General features: G+C 71.9%; 17 protein-coding genes. 8 read left to right on the top strand and 9 right to left on the bottom strand.

The features are described from left to right. Positions 1-1,297: DEAD/DEAH box helicase (locus DW296_RS00635; protein ID WP_136050648.1), on the bottom strand; the 1,297-nt coding region annotated here is incomplete at its 3' end. Positions 1,298-1,534: 237 nt separating this feature from the next. Then, positions 1,535-2,488 carry a 2,3,4,5-tetrahydropyridine-2,6-dicarboxylate N-succinyltransferase gene (dapD, locus tag DW296_RS00630; RefSeq protein WP_136050647.1) on the bottom strand — a complete coding sequence of 318 codons (954 nt, stop codon included), beginning with the start codon at positions 2,486-2,488 and terminating at the stop codon, positions 1,535-1,537. 66 nt (positions 2,489-2,554) lie between these two features. Here dapD and dapE point away from each other — a divergent pair, with 66 nt between their 5' ends. The 3 genes from dapE to DW296_RS00615 all read left to right on the top strand — a co-directional run bounded on the left by dapE (position 2,555) and on the right by DW296_RS00615 (position 5,093). Beyond that, positions 2,555-3,628: a succinyl-diaminopimelate desuccinylase gene (gene dapE, locus DW296_RS00625; protein WP_136050646.1), complete on the top strand. Its 1,074-nt coding sequence runs from the start codon at positions 2,555-2,557 to the stop codon at positions 3,626-3,628. Then, entirely contained in the window at positions 3,610-4,827 is a 1,218-nt protein-coding gene (locus tag DW296_RS00620; protein WP_136050645.1) for a hypothetical protein, read from the top strand. The genes dapE and DW296_RS00620 overlap by 19 nt, the downstream gene beginning before the upstream one ends. A 92-nt stretch (positions 4,828-4,919) precedes the next feature. Beyond that, on the top strand, positions 4,920-5,093 hold the full coding sequence (locus tag DW296_RS00615) for a DUF3117 domain-containing protein (protein WP_071328210.1): 174 nt from the start codon (positions 4,920-4,922) through the stop codon (positions 5,091-5,093). Between the two features lie 82 nt (positions 5,094-5,175). On the opposite strand, the gene DW296_RS00610 is transcribed toward DW296_RS00615, so the two are convergent. After that, entirely contained in the window at positions 5,176-5,814 is a 639-nt protein-coding gene (locus DW296_RS00610; protein ID WP_025102959.1) for an O-methyltransferase, read from the bottom strand. A gap of 90 nt (positions 5,815-5,904) precedes the next feature. Here DW296_RS00610 and DW296_RS00605 point away from each other — a divergent pair, with 90 nt between their 5' ends. Then, a complete protein-coding gene (locus DW296_RS00605) occupies positions 5,905-6,279 on the top strand; it encodes a twin-arginine translocase TatA/TatE family subunit (RefSeq protein WP_025102960.1) in 375 nt (124 codons plus the stop codon). Positions 6,280-6,288: 9 nt separating this feature from the next. Here the strand turns inward: DW296_RS00605 and DW296_RS00600 are convergent, their stop codons facing one another. From DW296_RS00600 to DW296_RS00585, 4 genes are read right to left on the bottom strand one after another with little or no spacing between them, the layout of a single operon-like run. Next, positions 6,289-6,783 (bottom strand): YcxB family protein, encoded by a 495-nt coding sequence (locus tag DW296_RS00600; RefSeq protein ID WP_025102961.1) that lies wholly within the window; start codon positions 6,781-6,783, stop codon positions 6,289-6,291. Positions 6,784-6,805: 22 nt separating this feature from the next. Further along, entirely contained in the window at positions 6,806-7,927 is a 1,122-nt protein-coding gene (locus DW296_RS00595; RefSeq protein ID WP_136050644.1) for an Mrp/NBP35 family ATP-binding protein, read from the bottom strand. After that, the gene (locus tag DW296_RS00590) at positions 7,924-8,445 is read right to left on the bottom strand and encodes a DUF1003 domain-containing protein (protein ID WP_025102963.1); all 522 of its coding nucleotides are present in this window, start codon (positions 8,443-8,445) and stop codon (positions 7,924-7,926) included. Before DW296_RS00590 ends, DW296_RS00595 begins: the two co-directional genes overlap by 4 nt. Further along, positions 8,445-9,713 carry a magnesium transporter MgtE N-terminal domain-containing protein gene (locus DW296_RS00585; RefSeq protein WP_136050643.1) on the bottom strand — a complete coding sequence of 423 codons (1,269 nt, stop codon included), beginning with the start codon at positions 9,711-9,713 and terminating at the stop codon, positions 8,445-8,447. Before DW296_RS00585 ends, DW296_RS00590 begins: the two co-directional genes overlap by 1 nt. An 87-nt stretch (positions 9,714-9,800) precedes the next feature. On the opposite strand from DW296_RS00585, the gene DW296_RS00580 reads away from it, so the two are divergent. Both DW296_RS00580 and DW296_RS00575 read left to right on the top strand, forming a co-directional pair. After that, the gene (locus DW296_RS00580; RefSeq protein WP_240742943.1) at positions 9,801-10,505 is read left to right on the top strand and encodes a general stress protein; all 705 of its coding nucleotides are present in this window, start codon (positions 9,801-9,803) and stop codon (positions 10,503-10,505) included. Beyond that, positions 10,502-11,179, top strand: a complete 678-nt coding sequence (locus DW296_RS00575; protein ID WP_136050642.1) for an alpha/beta hydrolase family protein — start codon at positions 10,502-10,504, stop codon at positions 11,177-11,179. Before DW296_RS00580 ends, DW296_RS00575 begins: the two co-directional genes overlap by 4 nt. A gap of 29 nt (positions 11,180-11,208) precedes the next feature. On the opposite strand, the gene DW296_RS00570 is transcribed toward DW296_RS00575, so the two are convergent. Then, positions 11,209-12,630 (bottom strand): aminopeptidase P family protein, encoded by a 1,422-nt coding sequence (locus DW296_RS00570; protein ID WP_136050641.1) that lies wholly within the window; start codon positions 12,628-12,630, stop codon positions 11,209-11,211. 35 nt (positions 12,631-12,665) lie between these two features. Beyond that, positions 12,666-13,688: an endonuclease/exonuclease/phosphatase family protein gene (locus DW296_RS00565; protein WP_136050640.1), complete on the bottom strand. Its 1,023-nt coding sequence runs from the start codon at positions 13,686-13,688 to the stop codon at positions 12,666-12,668. A gap of 114 nt (positions 13,689-13,802) precedes the next feature. On the opposite strand from DW296_RS00565, the gene DW296_RS00560 reads away from it, so the two are divergent. Both DW296_RS00560 and DW296_RS00555 read left to right on the top strand, forming a co-directional pair. Then, positions 13,803-14,666, top strand: coding sequence for a PHP domain-containing protein (locus DW296_RS00560; RefSeq protein ID WP_136050639.1), 864 nt, complete (start codon positions 13,803-13,805; stop codon positions 14,664-14,666). Positions 14,667-14,727: 61 nt separating this feature from the next. Continuing rightward, positions 14,728-15,022 (top strand): DUF817 family protein (locus DW296_RS00555; protein ID WP_136050638.1); only part of this gene is annotated, 295 nt, incomplete at its 3' end.

The raw sequence follows: 15,022 nt of genomic DNA, 5'->3' as shown, positions 1-15,022 counted from the left end.
TGATGGACGTCGGGATCGCGCTGCTCATCGAGTACACCGCCCCGGTCGCGGTGCTCTTCTCGCCGCCCGCGGGCCGCTGCTTCGCAGAGCGCTGCTGCTGCGGCTGCGGGGGAGCGGGGCGCACGTGCGGAGCCCGCTCGGGGACGAGCTCGGTCACGGCGTCGGCGGTGAGGTTCTCCAGCGGTGCGGTGATGGCGGCCTTGCGCAGGAGATCCTTCACGTCACGGCGCTGCTCGGGCAGGACCACGGTGACGACCGTGCCGGCGGCGCCGGCACGAGCCGTGCGGCCCGAGCGGTGCAGGTAGGCCTTGTGCTCGACGGGCGGATCGACGTGGACGACGAGGTCGACGTTGTCGACGTGCACACCGCGGGCCGCGACATCGGTCGCGACGAGGACGCGGACGCCCCCGTCGGCCGGGTCGGTGGAGAAGGCGCCGAGGTTGCGCTCGCGTGCGTTCTGCGACAGGTTGCCGTGCAGGTCGACGGCCGGGATCCCGGCGGCGGTGAGCTGCTTGGCGAGCTTCTTCGCCTGGTGCTTGGTGCGCGTGAAGAGGATGCGACGGCCGGTGCCCGAGGCGAGATCGCGCACCAGCACGGTCTTGTTCTCGGGGGAGTCGACGACGAGCACCCGGTGGGTCATCTCGCCGACGGGCACGCTCGCCTCGTCGACCTCGTGGCTGACGGCGTTCGTGAGGAACCGGCGGGCGAGGGTGTCGATGCCGCGGTCCAGCGTGGCGCTGAAGAGCAGGCGCTGACCGTCGGCGGGCGTCGCCGACAGGATGCGGGTGACGCCGGGGAGGAAGCCGAGATCGGCCATGTGGTCCGCCTCATCGAGCACGGTGACCTCGATCGCGCTGAGACGCACGACCTGCTGCTTCATGAGGTCTTCCAGACGGCCGGGGCAGGCGACGACGATGTCGACGCCGCCCTGCAGCGCCTGCTCCTGCGGACGCTGGCTGACGCCGCCGAACACGGTGGTGACCCGAAGGCCGACGGCCTCCGCGAGCGGGGCGACGGTCGCGGCGATCTGGGTGGCGAGCTCGCGGGTAGGGGCGAGCACGAGGCCGCGGGGCAGGCCGGAACGACGCTTGTGGCCGGAGGCCGCCAGGCGGGCGACGAGCGGGAGCGCGAAGGCGATGGTCTTGCCGCTGCCCGTGCGTCCGCGACCGAGGAGGTCACGGCCGGCGAGCGAGTCGGGCAGGGTGTCGCGCTGGATCGCGAACGCCTCGGTCTTTCCGGAGGCGGCGAGAACGGTGGCGAGCTCGGCGGGAACGCCGAGATCGAGGAAGGAAGGCATGCAGAGAACTCCGTCAGCGCACGAGAACGGCGCGGGATAGTGGGGTGAGGTGGGCGAAGACGCAGCGAGTGCGCGTCCGTTCGCCGTGCGAATGGCCAGTTCGGGCTGGAGAGGGGAGCGCGGGCGCTCGCTTCGGTCCTCGGAGACCCCTAGACGACGACGATGCTGACCGGCCGGCGGCGCGGGCAACGGAGCCAGTCTACCAGCGGAGACCGGTCGAAGGCTGCAGGCGGGCTGTCAGGCGTGGAGCGCCTCGTTGAGCGTGACGCCGACGCCGGCCCGACGGACCGCCTCGACGGCACCCGTAAGGGAGTTGCGACGGAAGAGGAGGCCGTCCTGGCCCGAGAGGTCGGCGCCCTTGACGGTCTTCCGTCCTCCGTCGGCCGTCACGGGACCGTCGGCGAGCACGATCTTCGTCCCGGCGGTGACGTAGAGCCCGGCCTCCACGACGCAGTCGTCGCCGAGGGAGATGCCGATGCCGGCGTTCGCGCCGAGAAGCGTGCGGGCGCCGATCGACACGCGATGCGACCCGCCGCCGGAGAGGGTGCCCATGATCGAGGCGCCGCCGCCGATGTCGCTGCCGTCGCCGACCACCACGCCCTGCGAGATGCGCCCCTCGACCATCGAGGCGCCGAGGGTGCCGGCGTTGAAGTTGACGAAGCCCTCGTGCATGACCGTGGTGCCGGGGGCGAGGTGGGCGCCGAGCCGCACGCGCGAGGCGTCGGCGATGCGCACCCCGGCGGGCTGCACGTAGTCGGTGAGACGAGGGAACTTGTCCAGGCCCTGGATCTGGATCCCGGCGCGCTGGAGCTGCGGACGCAGGCGCGCGGCATCGGCGGGGAGCAGCGGGCCGGCATTGGTCCAGGCGACGTTCGGCAGGTGACCGAAGATGCTGTCGAGGTTGAGGGCGTTCGGCCGCGCGAGCAGGTGCGACAGCGCGTGCAGACGCAGATAGGCGTCCGCGGTGGAGACCGGGGCGGCGTCCAGGTCGATCGTGAGCTCGACCACCGCGAGGGTGACGTCGCGGCGCTCGTCCTGACCGGTCTGTGCGTCGAGCGCGGTGCGCGCGGCGGCGACCTCGGTCTCGGACGGCGCGGACGAGCGGACCTCCGGGTACCACGCGTCGAGGACCGTGCCGTCGCTCGCGGTGGTCGTCAGGCCGAGTCCCCAGACAGATCGTGCGTCGCTCATGCCTCCACGGTATCGCGCCGGCGACGGTGTCCCGTCCCGCATGACGGGCATCAGTAGGCTGGGGGCATGGTGCTCGATCTGACCGCGTCCTCCGCCGACATCACCCGCGCGATCTGCGACGTCCCGAGTGTCTCCGGCGACGAGAAGACACTGGCCGACCTGATCGAGGAGGCCGTGTCCGGTCTGCCGCACCTGGAGGTCATCCGGCACGGCAACACGGTCGTCGCCCGCACGGATCTCGGTCGGGCGCAGCGCGTCGCGATCGCCGGGCACATCGACACCGTGCCCCTCAACGACAATCTGCCCACGCGCGACATCGAGATCGACGGCGTGCCGTATCTGTGGGGTCGCGGCACCGTCGACATGAAAGCCGGGGTCGCGGTGCAGCTCAAGCTGGCCGCCGAGCTCACCGACCCCGCGATCGACGTGACCTGGATGTGGTACGACAACGAGGAGGTCGCGGCCTCCTTGAACGGCCTCGGGCTTCTCGCCGCAGCGCGTCCTGACCTGTTCCAGGCCGATTTCGCCATCCTCGGGGAGCCGTCGAACGGCCAGGTCGAAGGCGGGTGCAACGGCACGCTGCGGGCGATCGTGCGGACCACGGGGGTCCGCGCGCACAGCGCCAGGGCCTGGATCGGCGAGAACGCGATCCATCGCGCGGCGCCCATCCTCACCCGGCTGTCCGAGTACCGGGCCCGGGAGGTGCTGGTGGAGGGCCTGCTCTATCGGGAGGGGCTCAGCGCGGTCCGCATCGCGGGTGGGGTCGCCGGCAACGTCATCCCAGACGCCTGCGAGGTCGAGGTCAACTACCGCTTCGCGCCGAACAAGTCCGCGACCGACGCCGAGGCCCACGTCCGGGCGGTCCTCGCCGGCTTCGACGTCGAGATCACGGATGCCGCCGAGGGCGCCCGCCCCGGGCTGGACGCCGACATCGCGCGCCGGTTCGTCGCGGCGGTCGGCGCGGAGCCGCAGCCGAAATACGGATGGACCGACGTCGCGCGCTTCTCGGCCCTCGGCATCCCGGCCGTGAACTACGGGCCCGGTGACCCGCATCTCGCCCATCACGACGAGGAGCGTGTGCCGCTCGCCCAGATCGACGCCGTCGAGCGGGGTCTGCGCGCATGGCTCACGTCGCACTGACGCTCGCACGGCGCTGGGCGCGGATGCCGCTGGCTCTGAGCATCGGCATCATCTACGTCCTCGCACGGGTCGTGACGACCGGATTCCTCATCGCCGCGGCCTCCCTGTCCACGGTGTTCTCGCGCTTCGGCGGCGACGCCGGGCTCGTGGACTTCGTCCTCGGATGGGATGCCCAGTGGTACTGGCAGGTGGCGGTGCACGGCTATCCCGCCGACCTCCCGCTGACCGACGAGGGGGAGGTGGCCGAGAACGCGTGGGCCTTCATGCCCGTGTTCGCGTACGCCGCGAAGGCGCTGGGCTTCCTGTTCGGCTCCTGGGGCGCCGGAGCGCTCGTGCTCGCGCTCGTCGCCGGCTATCTGGCCTGTCTCGCCCTGCATCGTCTGCTCCGCGACCGCATCGGGAACGCGGCGGCGCTGTGGGCCGTCGTCTTCTTCGCCGCCGGCCCCCTGGGCGCCCTGTTCCAGGTCGGCTACGCGGAGACGCTCTTCCTGCTGCTGCTCTTCCTCGCGCTGGACGCGACGATCCGCCGGAACTACGCCTGGCTGTACGTGCTCATCCCGGTGCTGGGATTCACCCGCCCCGGAGTGCTCGCCTTCGCCCTGTACCTCGGTCTGCACGGGATCCTCCGCTGGACGCACCGTCGCACGGATCCGCTCGGGGGCAGGGAGGTCGTGCACATCGTCGCCCTCGGCGCACTGGCGACGGCGACCGGGTTCGCGTGGCAGGTGATCGCCGGTGTCGTGACCGGGGACCCCGGCGCCTACCTCGCCACCGAGCTCGCCTGGCGCCGGCACTGGATCACCGGGGGCGTCGAGGGGTTCGTGCCCTTCGAGGGCTGGGTGCAGGCATCGCAGTTCTGGTTCGAGCTGTGGGGCCTGCCAGCCGGCTGGGGGCCGGTCGCGCTCATCGTGCTCGTGGTCGCGGCGGCCGCCGCGCTGCTGCTGTCCCCGCAGGTGCGCGCTCTCGGCCCCGACCTCCGTCTCTGGAGCGCGAGCTACCTGCTCTACCTGCTCGCGGTGTTCTTCCCGCAGTCGAGCACGTTCCGCCTGCTGCTGCCGCTCAGCCCGGCGTGGGGAGCGGTGGCGGTACCGCGCTCACGAGCGTGGCGGCTGGGCGTGCTGGCGCTGTGCCTGGTCGGCCAGTGGGTGTGGATCTATCACGTGTATGCCCTCGGCAGCACGTTCTGGCAGGTGCCCTGACGACGCCGGGGAGCGGATTGTGTCCCGTGACGTCCACGGCGCGGTCGCACCCGATAAACTCGTCCCATACCACCGGAGGAAAGGGAGCCACGATGGCAGCGATGAAGCCGAGGACCGGAGACGGACCCATGGAGGCCGTGAAAGAGGGACGACTCATCATCGTGCGTGTTCCGCTCGAAGGAGGAGGCCGCCTGGTCGTCTCCGTGAACGACGCCGAGGCCAAGGAGCTTCACGACGTGCTCGGTGCCGTCGTGGCCCCGGCCTGATCGTACCTGGTCCGCTGCAGCGCGACGCGAAGAGGGCGAGGGATCCGCGGATCCCTCGCCCTCTTCGCGTCGGCGGACCCGGTCAGGCCCGGTCGTCGAGGCGGATCAGCTGCAGCAGGCCCTCGCCCGCGGGCGAGACCGTGGCCAGCACCGCCGAGGATTCCTGCGTCTCCTGGACGAGCGATCGGTAGGCGGAGGTGACGTCGTCGCGCTGGACAGGGTCGGCCACCCGGCCCCCGGCGAGGATGCGCGGCACGAGCACCAGGCCGCCGGTGCGGGCGAGGCGGAGACCGTGCGAGACGTACTCGATGACGTTCTCGGGGTCGGCGTCGACGAGGACGATGTCGTACGACGCCTCGTTCATGCGGGGGAGCACGTCGATCGCGCGGCCGGCGATGAACCGCGCGCGGGTGGCGGGCACCTTCGCGTCCGCGAACGCCTGACGGGCGGCGGCGAGGTGCTCGGGCTCGTTGTCGATCGAGGTCAGCACCGCGTTCGGGGCCCCGCGCAGCAGCCAGAGTCCGGAGACGCCGGCGCCGGTGCCGATCTCGACGATGGAGCGCGCCGTTCCGGCGGCGGCGAGCACGGCGATCTGCGAGCCGACGACCGCGCTGATCGGGGCCGCTCCCAGCTCCACGGCGTGGGCGCGAGCGCGGGCGATGGTCTCCGGCTCGACGATGGACTCGCGAAGGAAGCGCGCGTTGGCGTCGTGCTCGCTCATGACCTGCCTCTCCCTGCGTGCATGGCTGATGTGTCCAGGGTATTCGCTCACCGCGCGCAGAGCCCGCAGGCGCGGCGGTAGCCTGGTCACATGACGTTCGGCCTCACCTTCGAGAAGCTGCTGCTCATCGGCCTGATCGCGGTGCTGATCATCGGCCCCGAGCGTCTGCCGCGTGCCGCGGAGGCCTTCGCGAGCATCGTGCGCAGGGCCGGCGAGTACATCCGCGACACGAAGTCCCGTGTGCGCGAGGAGATGGGACCGGAACTCGACGATGTGGACTGGCGCAAGCTCGACCCGCGGCAGTACGACCCCCGGCGCATCATCCGCGACGCGCTCCTCGAGGAGCCGGAGCCTGCGACCCCCGCGCAGGCGACGGCGACGATCGCCGAGCCGGTGGCCCCGCGCACCGCGCCGCCGACCTTCAGCGCGGAGGACCGCCCGCCGTTCGACAGCGAGGCGACCTGAGCCGTCCGGTCAGGAGATCCGCGTCCGCAGGGTCGCCAGCTCCTCGTCGCTGAAGAGCGAGCGCGGGATGGCGGTGGCGACGGAGGCGTCGCGCACCTTGAAGATCACGGCGTCCCGTCCGACGCGGAGACTCTGGAACGTGGCGTAGGGGATCTCGGAACGACGACGATCGCTTCCCAGCTGCAGCCGATCCTCTTCGAGTGCGACCCACACGACGCTCTCCACCGGCATCGCGGCCCGCACGGCGCGACGGGCGCTCGAGGTGGTCAGGAGCACCGCGTAGGCGCCCAGTCCCACCGTGACCACGGGCATCCAGGCGACGATCGCGCTGACCTCGGCTCCCGTGGAGAGGAGGTCGTTGAGGGTGAAGACGGAGAGGACGAGTCCCGCCGCCAGCGCGACCCACATCACGATCGCGACGGGACGGGTGAGCGCGTAGACGGCCGCGTCGCGCGCCATCCTCCGCAGCAGTCCCTCATCCACGGTCACGGAGCGGTGCGGCATCCGTCCATCCTCCCACGCGTGCTCATCCGATCGACATGGGCAGCGAGCGGCCGGACAGGCCCCGGCCCCGTCGGGCGAGGGCGGCGGCCATCGTGCGGATCGCCTGCGCGGCGGCGTCGTCCGGCGCCGAGGTGACGACCGGGACGCCCTCGTCGCCGCCCTGGCGGAGCGCCGGGCTGAGCGGGATGGAGGCGAGCAGGGGGACCGGCGCGTCGGGCGCGGACAGGGCCTCCGCGACCGCCGCTCCGCCGCCCGCACCGAACAGGTCGATGACGGTGCCGTCGGGGAGGGTGTACGCGGACATGTTCTCGATCACGCCGATCACCCGCTGACCGGTCTGACGGGCGACGAGTCCGCTGCGGATGGCCACGTCGGAGGCCGCCGCCTGCGGCGTGGTGACCACGAGCACCTCGGCGTGGGGGAGGAGCTGCCCGATCGAGATGGCGATGTCCCCGGTGCCGGGCGGCATGTCGATGAGCAGGACGTCGAGATCGCCGAAGAAGACGTCGGTGAGGAACTGCGAGACCGTGCGGTGCAGCATCGGTCCGCGCCAGGCCACGACGGACTCCCCGTCGCGCAGGAACATCCCGATCGAGATGGTCTTCACCCCGTGGGCCACCGGCGGCAGCATGAGGTCGTCGATGCGCGTCGGCTGCGTGCCGGCGGGGATGCCGAGCAGCCCCGGGATCGAGAAGCCGTGCACGTCCGCATCCACCAGGCCGACGGCGAGGCCCTGGTCGGCGAGGGCGACCGCGAGGTTCGCGGTGACCGTCGACTTGCCGACGCCGCCCTTGCCGCTGGAGACGAGGATCACGCGGGTGAGGGAATCGGGCCCGAAGGGCATGTGCCGCGCCGGTCGACCCGCGCGAAGCCGCTCGGTGAGCGCCTTGCGCTCGGCCGGGGTCATCACCCCCACCTCGACCTCGACGTCCGTGACCCCGGGGACCGCGGCCGCGGCACCGCGCACGTCGCGCTCGATGCGGTCGGCGGCGGGGCACCCCACGATCGTCAGCACGATGCCGACACGCGCCACTCCGTCCTCGACCGAGATGTCGCGCACCATGTCGAGGTCGCCGATCGGCCGCCGCAGCTCCGGATCGGTCACCGCCGCCACCGCGGCCCTGACGTTCTCGGCCGCGGTCATGAGGCGGTGCCGCCCGCGGGCTTCTCCTCGGCGTCGCCCAGCTCGGCCAGCAGGGCACGGAGCTCCTGCCGCAGCACGTCGCGGGTGACCACCTGCGCGTTGCGCTCCTCCAGCGACATCCGCAGCGCGACGATCTCGCGGGCGAGGTACTCGGTGTCCGCGAGGTTCCGCTCGGCGCGCTGGCGGTCCTGCTCGATCTGCACGCGGTCGCGGTCGTCCTGGCGGTTCTGCGCGAGGAGGATGAGCGGCGCGGCGTACGAGGCCTGCAGCGAGAGCATCAGGGTGAGCGCGGTGAAGCCGAGCGCGGCGTCGTCGAAGCGCACCTCGCGCGGCATCAGCGTGTTCCAGCCGATCCAGAGGATGCAGAAGAGACTGAGGATGACGAGGAACGCCGGGGTGCCCATGGCGCGGGCGACCCACTCCGTGAAGCGACCGAAGCGGTCGCGCGAGGTCGACCGGGGGCGGGTGCTCGTCCGTCCCGGCGCGTCGAGGCGGGCGGCCCGCTCCTTGCGTGCCATCAGCGCGCCTCCGTCACGGGCGGGGCGACGTCGTCGCTGTCGTGCGTGCGCCAGTCGTCCGGCAGCAGGTAGTCGAGCACGTCGTCGATGCTGATCGCGCCGACGAGGCGGTGGGCCGCGTCGATCACGGGCAGCGAGACGAGGTCGTAGCTGGCGAGCATGCGGGCGACCTCGGCCGCGGAGGCGGTGACGGGCACCGGCTCGAGGCTGTCGTCGAGGATGGCGCCGAGCCGCTCGTGCGGCGGGTAGCGCAGCATCCGCTGGAAGTGCACGAGCCCCAGCAGCCGGCCGGTCGGCGTCTCGAAGGGCGGGAGCGTGACGAACACGGCCGCGGCGAGGGCCGGGTGCAGCTCGTGGCGGCGGATGAGCGCCAGCGCCTCCGCGACCGTGGCGTCGGCAGACAGGATGATCGGCTCCGGGGTCATCAGACCGCCGGCCGTGTCGGGGCCGTAGCGCAGCAGCATCCGCACGTCTTCGGCGCGCTCCGGCTCCATCCGCTGGAGCAGCTGCTCCAGCTGGGTGGGCGGGAGCTGAGCGAGGAGGTCGGCGGCGTCGTCCGGTTCCATCTGATCGAGGATGTCGGCCGCGCGCTCCTCGCCGAGACGGTCGAGGATGTGCACCTGCTCGTCCTCCGGCATCTCCTCGAGGGCGTCGGCGAGACGGTCGTCGGAGAGCTCCTCCGCGACCTCGATCATCCGCTGCTGCGGGAGGTCGAGGAGCGTGTTGGCGAGGTCGGCGGCGTGCAGCTCGGAGTAGGAGGCGACGAGCTGCTCGGCGGACTGCGACTCGCCCGGCGCCTGCTCCTCGGTGACCTCGCTCCAGGCGGCGAACGTCGTCGGGCCCTTGGCGAACGGCGACGCCCCGGTCTTCGGCCGGCGCAGGAAGAGCTGGCTGATCGCCCATTCGCCGAGCCGGTTGGGCTCGATGGCCACGTCCTCGATGACGGCGGTGCCGCTGCCGTCGGTCAGGCTCACCCGTCGGCCCAGCATCTCGGCGAGGACGCGCACCTCGCCCGCGCGCGGGGAGAAGCGGCGCACGTTGATGAGGCCCGTGGTGATGACCTGACCGGACCGGATCGACGTGACCCGGCCGATCGAGAGGAACACGTGGCGGCGGCCGGGGATCTCCACGACCAGCCCGATCACTCGCGGGGCCGCGGTACTTCGATACACGACGACGACATCCCGGACCTTGCCGAGCCGGTCGCCGACGGGATCGAAGACGGCGCACCCGGCCAGGCGCGCGGCGAAAACCCGTTGTGTGCTCACCCGACCAGCGTAGCCCGCGGCGTGCCGGCCCGGCGGTCGCGGCGGTCGCTCGGCCGGCGGCGGGGCGCGACGTGGAAGAATAGCCGGATGAGCATGCTGAATCGCCCCGCGAGCGGCACGGACACCGGTGAGATCGTCGCCTCCATGCGCGACTACGAGAGCGCGCAGAAGGCGGTGTCGAAGCTGATCGCCGGAGAGGTGCCCGCGCGCGACATCGCGATCGTCGGGCAGAGCGTGCGGACGGTCGAGCGGGTGACCGGACGACTCGGCTACGCCGCCGCCGCGCGGTCGGGAGCGATCAACGGCGTGCTCATCGGCCTCTTCCTGTCGGCGATCCTCGTCCTCGGCAACCCCGAGGTGCCGATCCAGCTGTTCGTCGGCTTCGTCCTCATCGGCGTCGCGGTGGGCATGCTGCTGAGTCTCATCACCTACGCGATCGTGCGTCGCCGTCGGGACTTCGCGAGCGTGACGCAGTTCGCCGCGGACCACTACGAGGTGACCGTGCAGCCCGGATCGCTGGCGAAGGCGCGGCAGGTCCTCGGTGCGCAGCGGGTCGCGCCGGTGCGCCCTCCGGTGAACCTGGACGAGCCGCCGAAGTACGGCGAGCGGATCCCGCCCGGTTCTCCCCAGCCCTCGCCTGAGCCTGCACCGGCGCCTGAGCCTGAGCCTGCCCCGGAGCCTGAGCCTGCACCTGAGCCCGATCCTGCCCCGGCGCCTGCGCCGGCCCCCGAGCCGGGACTTCCGCCGCGACCCGCCGACCCGGAGACCGGTAACCCCGGATCGGTGCGGTGACCGCGGAGCCCACGCCGGTCCGCATCGAGGTCGCACCGCCGACCGGTACGACGACGGTGTCCGCCGACTGGACGCCGGGCACCCGTGACGATGTCGTCCTGATCGCCCACGGGGCCGGAGCCGGGAAGGACCACCCCTTCCTCGTCGGGTACGACCGCGCACTGGTGGCGCTCGGGTACACGACGCTGCGTTTCAGCTTCCCGTACGCCGAGCAGGGACGCCGCATGCCCGGTCCGGCCGCGCACGCCGTCGCGACATGGGACGCCGTGGTAGCCGAGGCCCGCGTGCGAGCCCCGCGAGCCGCCGTGTGGGCCACCGGGAAGTCCTACGGCGGGCGCATGGCGTCGATGGCCGTGGCGGAGGGACTCGTCGTGGAGGGCCTCGTCTACCTCGGCTACCCGCTCCATCCGCCCGGCCGCCCGGACAAGCCCCGGGTCGCCCACCTGCCGTCGATCACCGTCCCGCAACTCTTCATCGAGGGCACAGCGGACCCGTTCATCCAGCCGATCGCCCAGCTCGACGACGCCGTCGCCGGCTGCCAGGACGCCCAGGTGCACTGGGTCGAGGGCGGCGGGCACTCCTTCGAGGTCAAGGGACACCGGCGGCCGCCGGCCGAGGTCGGTGCGGATCTCGCGCCCGTGGTCGACGCCTTCGTCAGCGCGCGACGGGGCTGAGCGGGGCCGCCACCCCGCTCCCGCCGTCGTCAGCGCTGCAGACGGGCCATCCACGCCTCGACCTCATCGGCCGTGCGGGGGATGTCCGCGGAGAGGTTGACCGGGCCGTCCTCGGTCATCAGGATGTCGTCCTCGATGCGGACGCCGATGCCGCGCAGCTCGGCGGGTACCGTGAGGTCGTCGATCTGGAAGTACAGCCCCGGTTCGATCGTGAAGACCATGCCCGGCGTGAGGATGCCGTCGTAGTACATCTCGCGGCGCGCCTGAGCGCAGTCGTGCACGTCGATGCCGAGGTGATGCGACGTGCCGTGCACCATGTAGCGCCGGTGCTGGCCGCCCTTGTCCGCGTCCAGCGCCTCCTCGGCGGAGACCGGGAGCAGGCCCCACTCCGCGGTGCGCTCGGCGATCACGGCCATGGCCGCGGCGTGCACGTCACGGAAGCGGACGCCGACCTTCGCCGCCGCGAAAGCCGCGTCGGCGGCCTCGCGTACCGTCTCGTAGACGCGGCGCTGCACGTCCGTGAACGTCCCGGACACCGGCAGCGTGCGGGTGATGTCGGCGGTGTAGAGGCTGTCCGCCTCCACGCCTGCATCGACGAGGATGAGGTCTCCCGGGACGACCGTGCCGTCGTTGCGGGTCCAGTGCAGGTAGCAGGCGTGCGGCCCGGACGCGGCGATCGTGTCGTAGCCCTCGCCGTTGCCGTCCTCGCGCGCGCGGCGGTGGAAGACGCCCTCGACGACGCGCTCGCCCCGGGCATGCGCGACCGCGGCCGGGAGCTCGCGGATGATGTCGTCGAAGCCGCGTGCGGTGATCTCGACGGCCCGCCGCATCTCGCCGATCTCGAAGTCGTCCTTGATGAGACGCAGCTCCGAGACGAAACGGGTGAGGGACTCATCCTCCTCGAGGACGAGCTCGCCGTCGACCGCGGCGAACTCGTGCAGGTGCGCCGTGGCCACCTGCAGGTCGGCGGCGACGCCGGCCAGCGACGGACGCGGGCCGATCCAGAACTCGCCCACCGTGGCGTCGGCATAGAACTCCGTCGTCGTGCGGTCGGCGCGCTCGCGGAAGTACAGCGTGACGTCGTGCCCGTCGTGCGTCGGCTCGAAGACGAGCACCGAGTCCGGCTCCGCGTCGGACCCCCAGCCGGTGAGGTGCGCGAAGGCGGAGTGCGCGCGGAAGACGTAGTCGGTGTCATTGCTGCGCTGCTTGAGCGAGCCGGCGGGGATCACGAGCCGCTTGCCGGGGAATGCGGCCGAGACGGCGGCCCGGCGGCGCTCGGCGTACGTGGCCTGGGCGCGCGGCGCGGGCAGCGTATCCGGACGCTCGGCCCACCCGGTGGAGATGGTGTCGAGGAACCCCTGCGGGAACGGCTGCTTGCGGTTGGTCGAGCTGTTCTCGACGGGGGGTTCGACGGTCTCGTCAGCGATCGTGTCGTTTTCTCCGGTGCTCATCCGTCCAGTCTCTCACCTGGACGCGCAGGCGCGGATCAGCCGGTCGGCTCGAGCTGCACGATGAGGGCGCGATGATCGCTCCCGCCGGCATCTTCGAGGACGGCGGAACCCGTGGGGCGCCAGTTGGGGGAGGCCATCACGTGGTCGATGGGGGCGCCGGCGAGAGCAGGGAACGAGCTCGGCCAGGTTCCGGACATCCCGTTCCCGGTCCGGGAGGCGGCATCGCGGCAGTACCCCATGTCGCCGCCGTCGACGCCGAGGGAGGCCATGTGATCCACGGTGGCATTGAAGTCGCCCGCGAGGATGAAGTCACCCGCGGGGCACTGGTCGGCGATCCACTGCAGATCGCTCTGCCACTGCTGCATCTCCTCCATGCGCGGCGCGACGGCGTGCACGGCGACGATCGTCGGACCGTCCCCGTCGATCGGCATGAGGACGGCGCTCGGCACCGATCCGGTGTTGTTGCTGCCGTCCTTCGACGACTCGATGACGGAGTACTCGCCGAGCTCCGGGGCCACGAGGACCGTCGTCTGCCACGATTGCGGGCCGTCCTCCACGTCCGGGCGGAACTGCACGTGGTGCACCCACATCGGATGCCCCTGCTCGCGGAGCATGAGCGCGATCCGCTCGCCGACCTCCTCGGTGGTCTCGGGCAGCGCCACCACGTCGGCTTCCTGCTCCAGGATCTCCTGGGCGATCTGCTCGGCGGAGACGGCCTCACCCGCGGTGTTCCAGGTGAGCACACGCAGGCTCGTGTCGGTCCGCTCGGGAAGGGCGGCCACGCCGAACCCCCGCGCCGCTCCGATCACCCCGGTCGCGGCGGCGCCGAGCAGGGCGACGATCAGGACGGACGCCGCGAAGCCGCGCAGCGGCCGGGCGAGCAGGAGCAGCAGCGCCAGCACCGCGATGATCAGGAACCCGCCGAGCACGAGGCCGCGGGCGGCGACGAGCTGCGCGAACGGGTACGTCTGCTCGAGGTGGAAGAACTGCGGCCACACCACGACCGCCGTCGCGATCGCGAAGAGCACGGTGAGCAGGATCCCCAGGAGTCGAAACATCCCCTTCAGCCTAGAAGCGCCGCCTGTGAAGTCCCTGCCTCAGTACCGGCTCGTCGCCGCGATCGGTGGTCGGGATTCCGCGCCACGCGCGTCGGCGCTCGGTACGCTCGGAGGATGCCCGTTCCGCCCGCCGGTCCCGCCGACCTGCACCTGCATTCCAACCACTCCGACGGCACCGAGGCGCCCGCCGAGGTCATGAGACAGGCGCATCGGCACGGGGTGCGGACCGCGGCGCTCACGGATCACGACCGCACCACCGGCTGGGCGGAGGCCGGGGACGCCGCCGTGGCCCTCGGCATGACCTTCCTTCCCGGGATGGAGCTCTCCGCCAAGCACGAGTGGCGCAGCGTGCACGTGCTCGGCTATCTCTTCGATCCGGACGACGCGGCGCTGCGGGCCGAGACCGACCGGATCCGGAACGACCGCATCGGAAGAGCGGAGCGCATCGTCCGCAACATCGGCCGCGACTACGACCTCCATTGGGACGACGTCCTGGCCCAGACCACGCTCGACGCGACCGTCGGCCGCCCGCACATCGCCGACGCGCTGGTGGCGCGCGGCATCGTGCGTGATCGGGGCGAGGCCTTCGACGGCATCCTCCATCCTCGGGAGGGCTACTACGAGCCCCACTACGCACCGGACCCGCTGACCGCCGTGAGGCTCCTGACCCAGGCCGGAGGTGTGGCGATCATCGCCCATCCGGTCACGGCCGGCCGGGACCGGATGATGCCGCTGCCGTACATCGAGCGTCTGATCGACGCGGGGTTGGCCGGGTTCGAGGTGGACCACCGGGAGAACACGGCCGCCGGCAAGAAGCTGCTGCGCGAGCTGGCAGCCCAGCACGACCTCATCGTCACCGGGTCCAGCGATTACCACGGCACCGGAAAACCGAACGTGCCGGGGGAGAACACCACCGCGACGGACATGGTCGCCCGGATCATCGATCGCGCCTCCGGCTCCGGCCCGCGGCGTCCCTGACCCGGCGGACTGTCGGCGGTCTCCCGGCGTTCTGCCGAGACGGACCGATACGGTCCGAGGCATGCAACGTCCCACCTCCCTGGAGCGCCGCGTCGATGCGACCGCTCGCCGACTCCTCCGTGCGGTGCCGACCTCGGGCTTCCGTGCCGGGCTCGCCGAGTTCGTCGTGTTCGTGCTGAAACAGGCATGGGCGTGCGTGTTCGGGGCGGCCCTGCTGGTGGTGATCGTCGCGGCCCGGCTCTGGTATCCGGACGACGCGGCACTGGCCCGCAATGATGCGCTGACGATCGCGGCCGTCCTGATCCAGGTGGAGGCGCTCGACCGCTCGGGTCTCCTCTCCGACGTCACCCGGGTGC

The organism is Microbacterium sp. K36, assembly GCF_004794355.1.
In the GTDB taxonomy this organism is placed as follows: domain Bacteria; phylum Actinomycetota; class Actinomycetes; order Actinomycetales; family Microbacteriaceae; genus Microbacterium; species Microbacterium paraoxydans_D.
The sequence above is the reverse complement of the archived record's forward strand: the minus strand, read 5'-3'. Positions and strand labels throughout refer to the sequence as shown.

Coding starts and splice junctions, on each gene's coding strand:
- DW296_RS00600 (WP_025102961.1), bottom strand. CDS start 6,783: ATGCCGCACCGCTCCGTGACCGTGGATGAGGGACTGCTGCGGAGGATG.
- DW296_RS00615 (WP_071328210.1), top strand. CDS start 4,920: ATGGCAGCGATGAAGCCGAGGACCGGAGACGGACCCATGGAGGCCGTG.
- dapE (WP_136050646.1), top strand. CDS start 2,555: ATGGTGCTCGATCTGACCGCGTCCTCCGCCGACATCACCCGCGCGATC.
- DW296_RS00580 (WP_240742943.1), top strand. CDS start 9,801: ATGAGCATGCTGAATCGCCCCGCGAGCGGCACGGACACCGGTGAGATC.
- DW296_RS00560 (WP_136050639.1), top strand. CDS start 13,803: ATGCCCGTTCCGCCCGCCGGTCCCGCCGACCTGCACCTGCATTCCAAC.
- DW296_RS00565 (WP_136050640.1), bottom strand. CDS start 13,688: ATGTTTCGACTCCTGGGGATCCTGCTCACCGTGCTCTTCGCGATCGCG.
- DW296_RS00570 (WP_136050641.1), bottom strand. CDS start 12,630: ATGAGCACCGGAGAAAACGACACGATCGCTGACGAGACCGTCGAACCC.
- DW296_RS00590 (WP_025102963.1), bottom strand. CDS start 8,445: ATGGCACGCAAGGAGCGGGCCGCCCGCCTCGACGCGCCGGGACGGACG.
- dapD (WP_136050647.1), bottom strand. CDS start 2,488: ATGAGCGACGCACGATCTGTCTGGGGACTCGGCCTGACGACCACCGCG.
- DW296_RS00620 (WP_136050645.1), top strand. CDS start 3,610: ATGGCTCACGTCGCACTGACGCTCGCACGGCGCTGGGCGCGGATGCCG.
- DW296_RS00605 (WP_025102960.1), top strand. CDS start 5,905: ATGACGTTCGGCCTCACCTTCGAGAAGCTGCTGCTCATCGGCCTGATC.
- DW296_RS00610 (WP_025102959.1), bottom strand. CDS start 5,814: ATGAGCGAGCACGACGCCAACGCGCGCTTCCTTCGCGAGTCCATCGTC.
- DW296_RS00595 (WP_136050644.1), bottom strand. CDS start 7,927: ATGACCGCGGCCGAGAACGTCAGGGCCGCGGTGGCGGCGGTGACCGAT.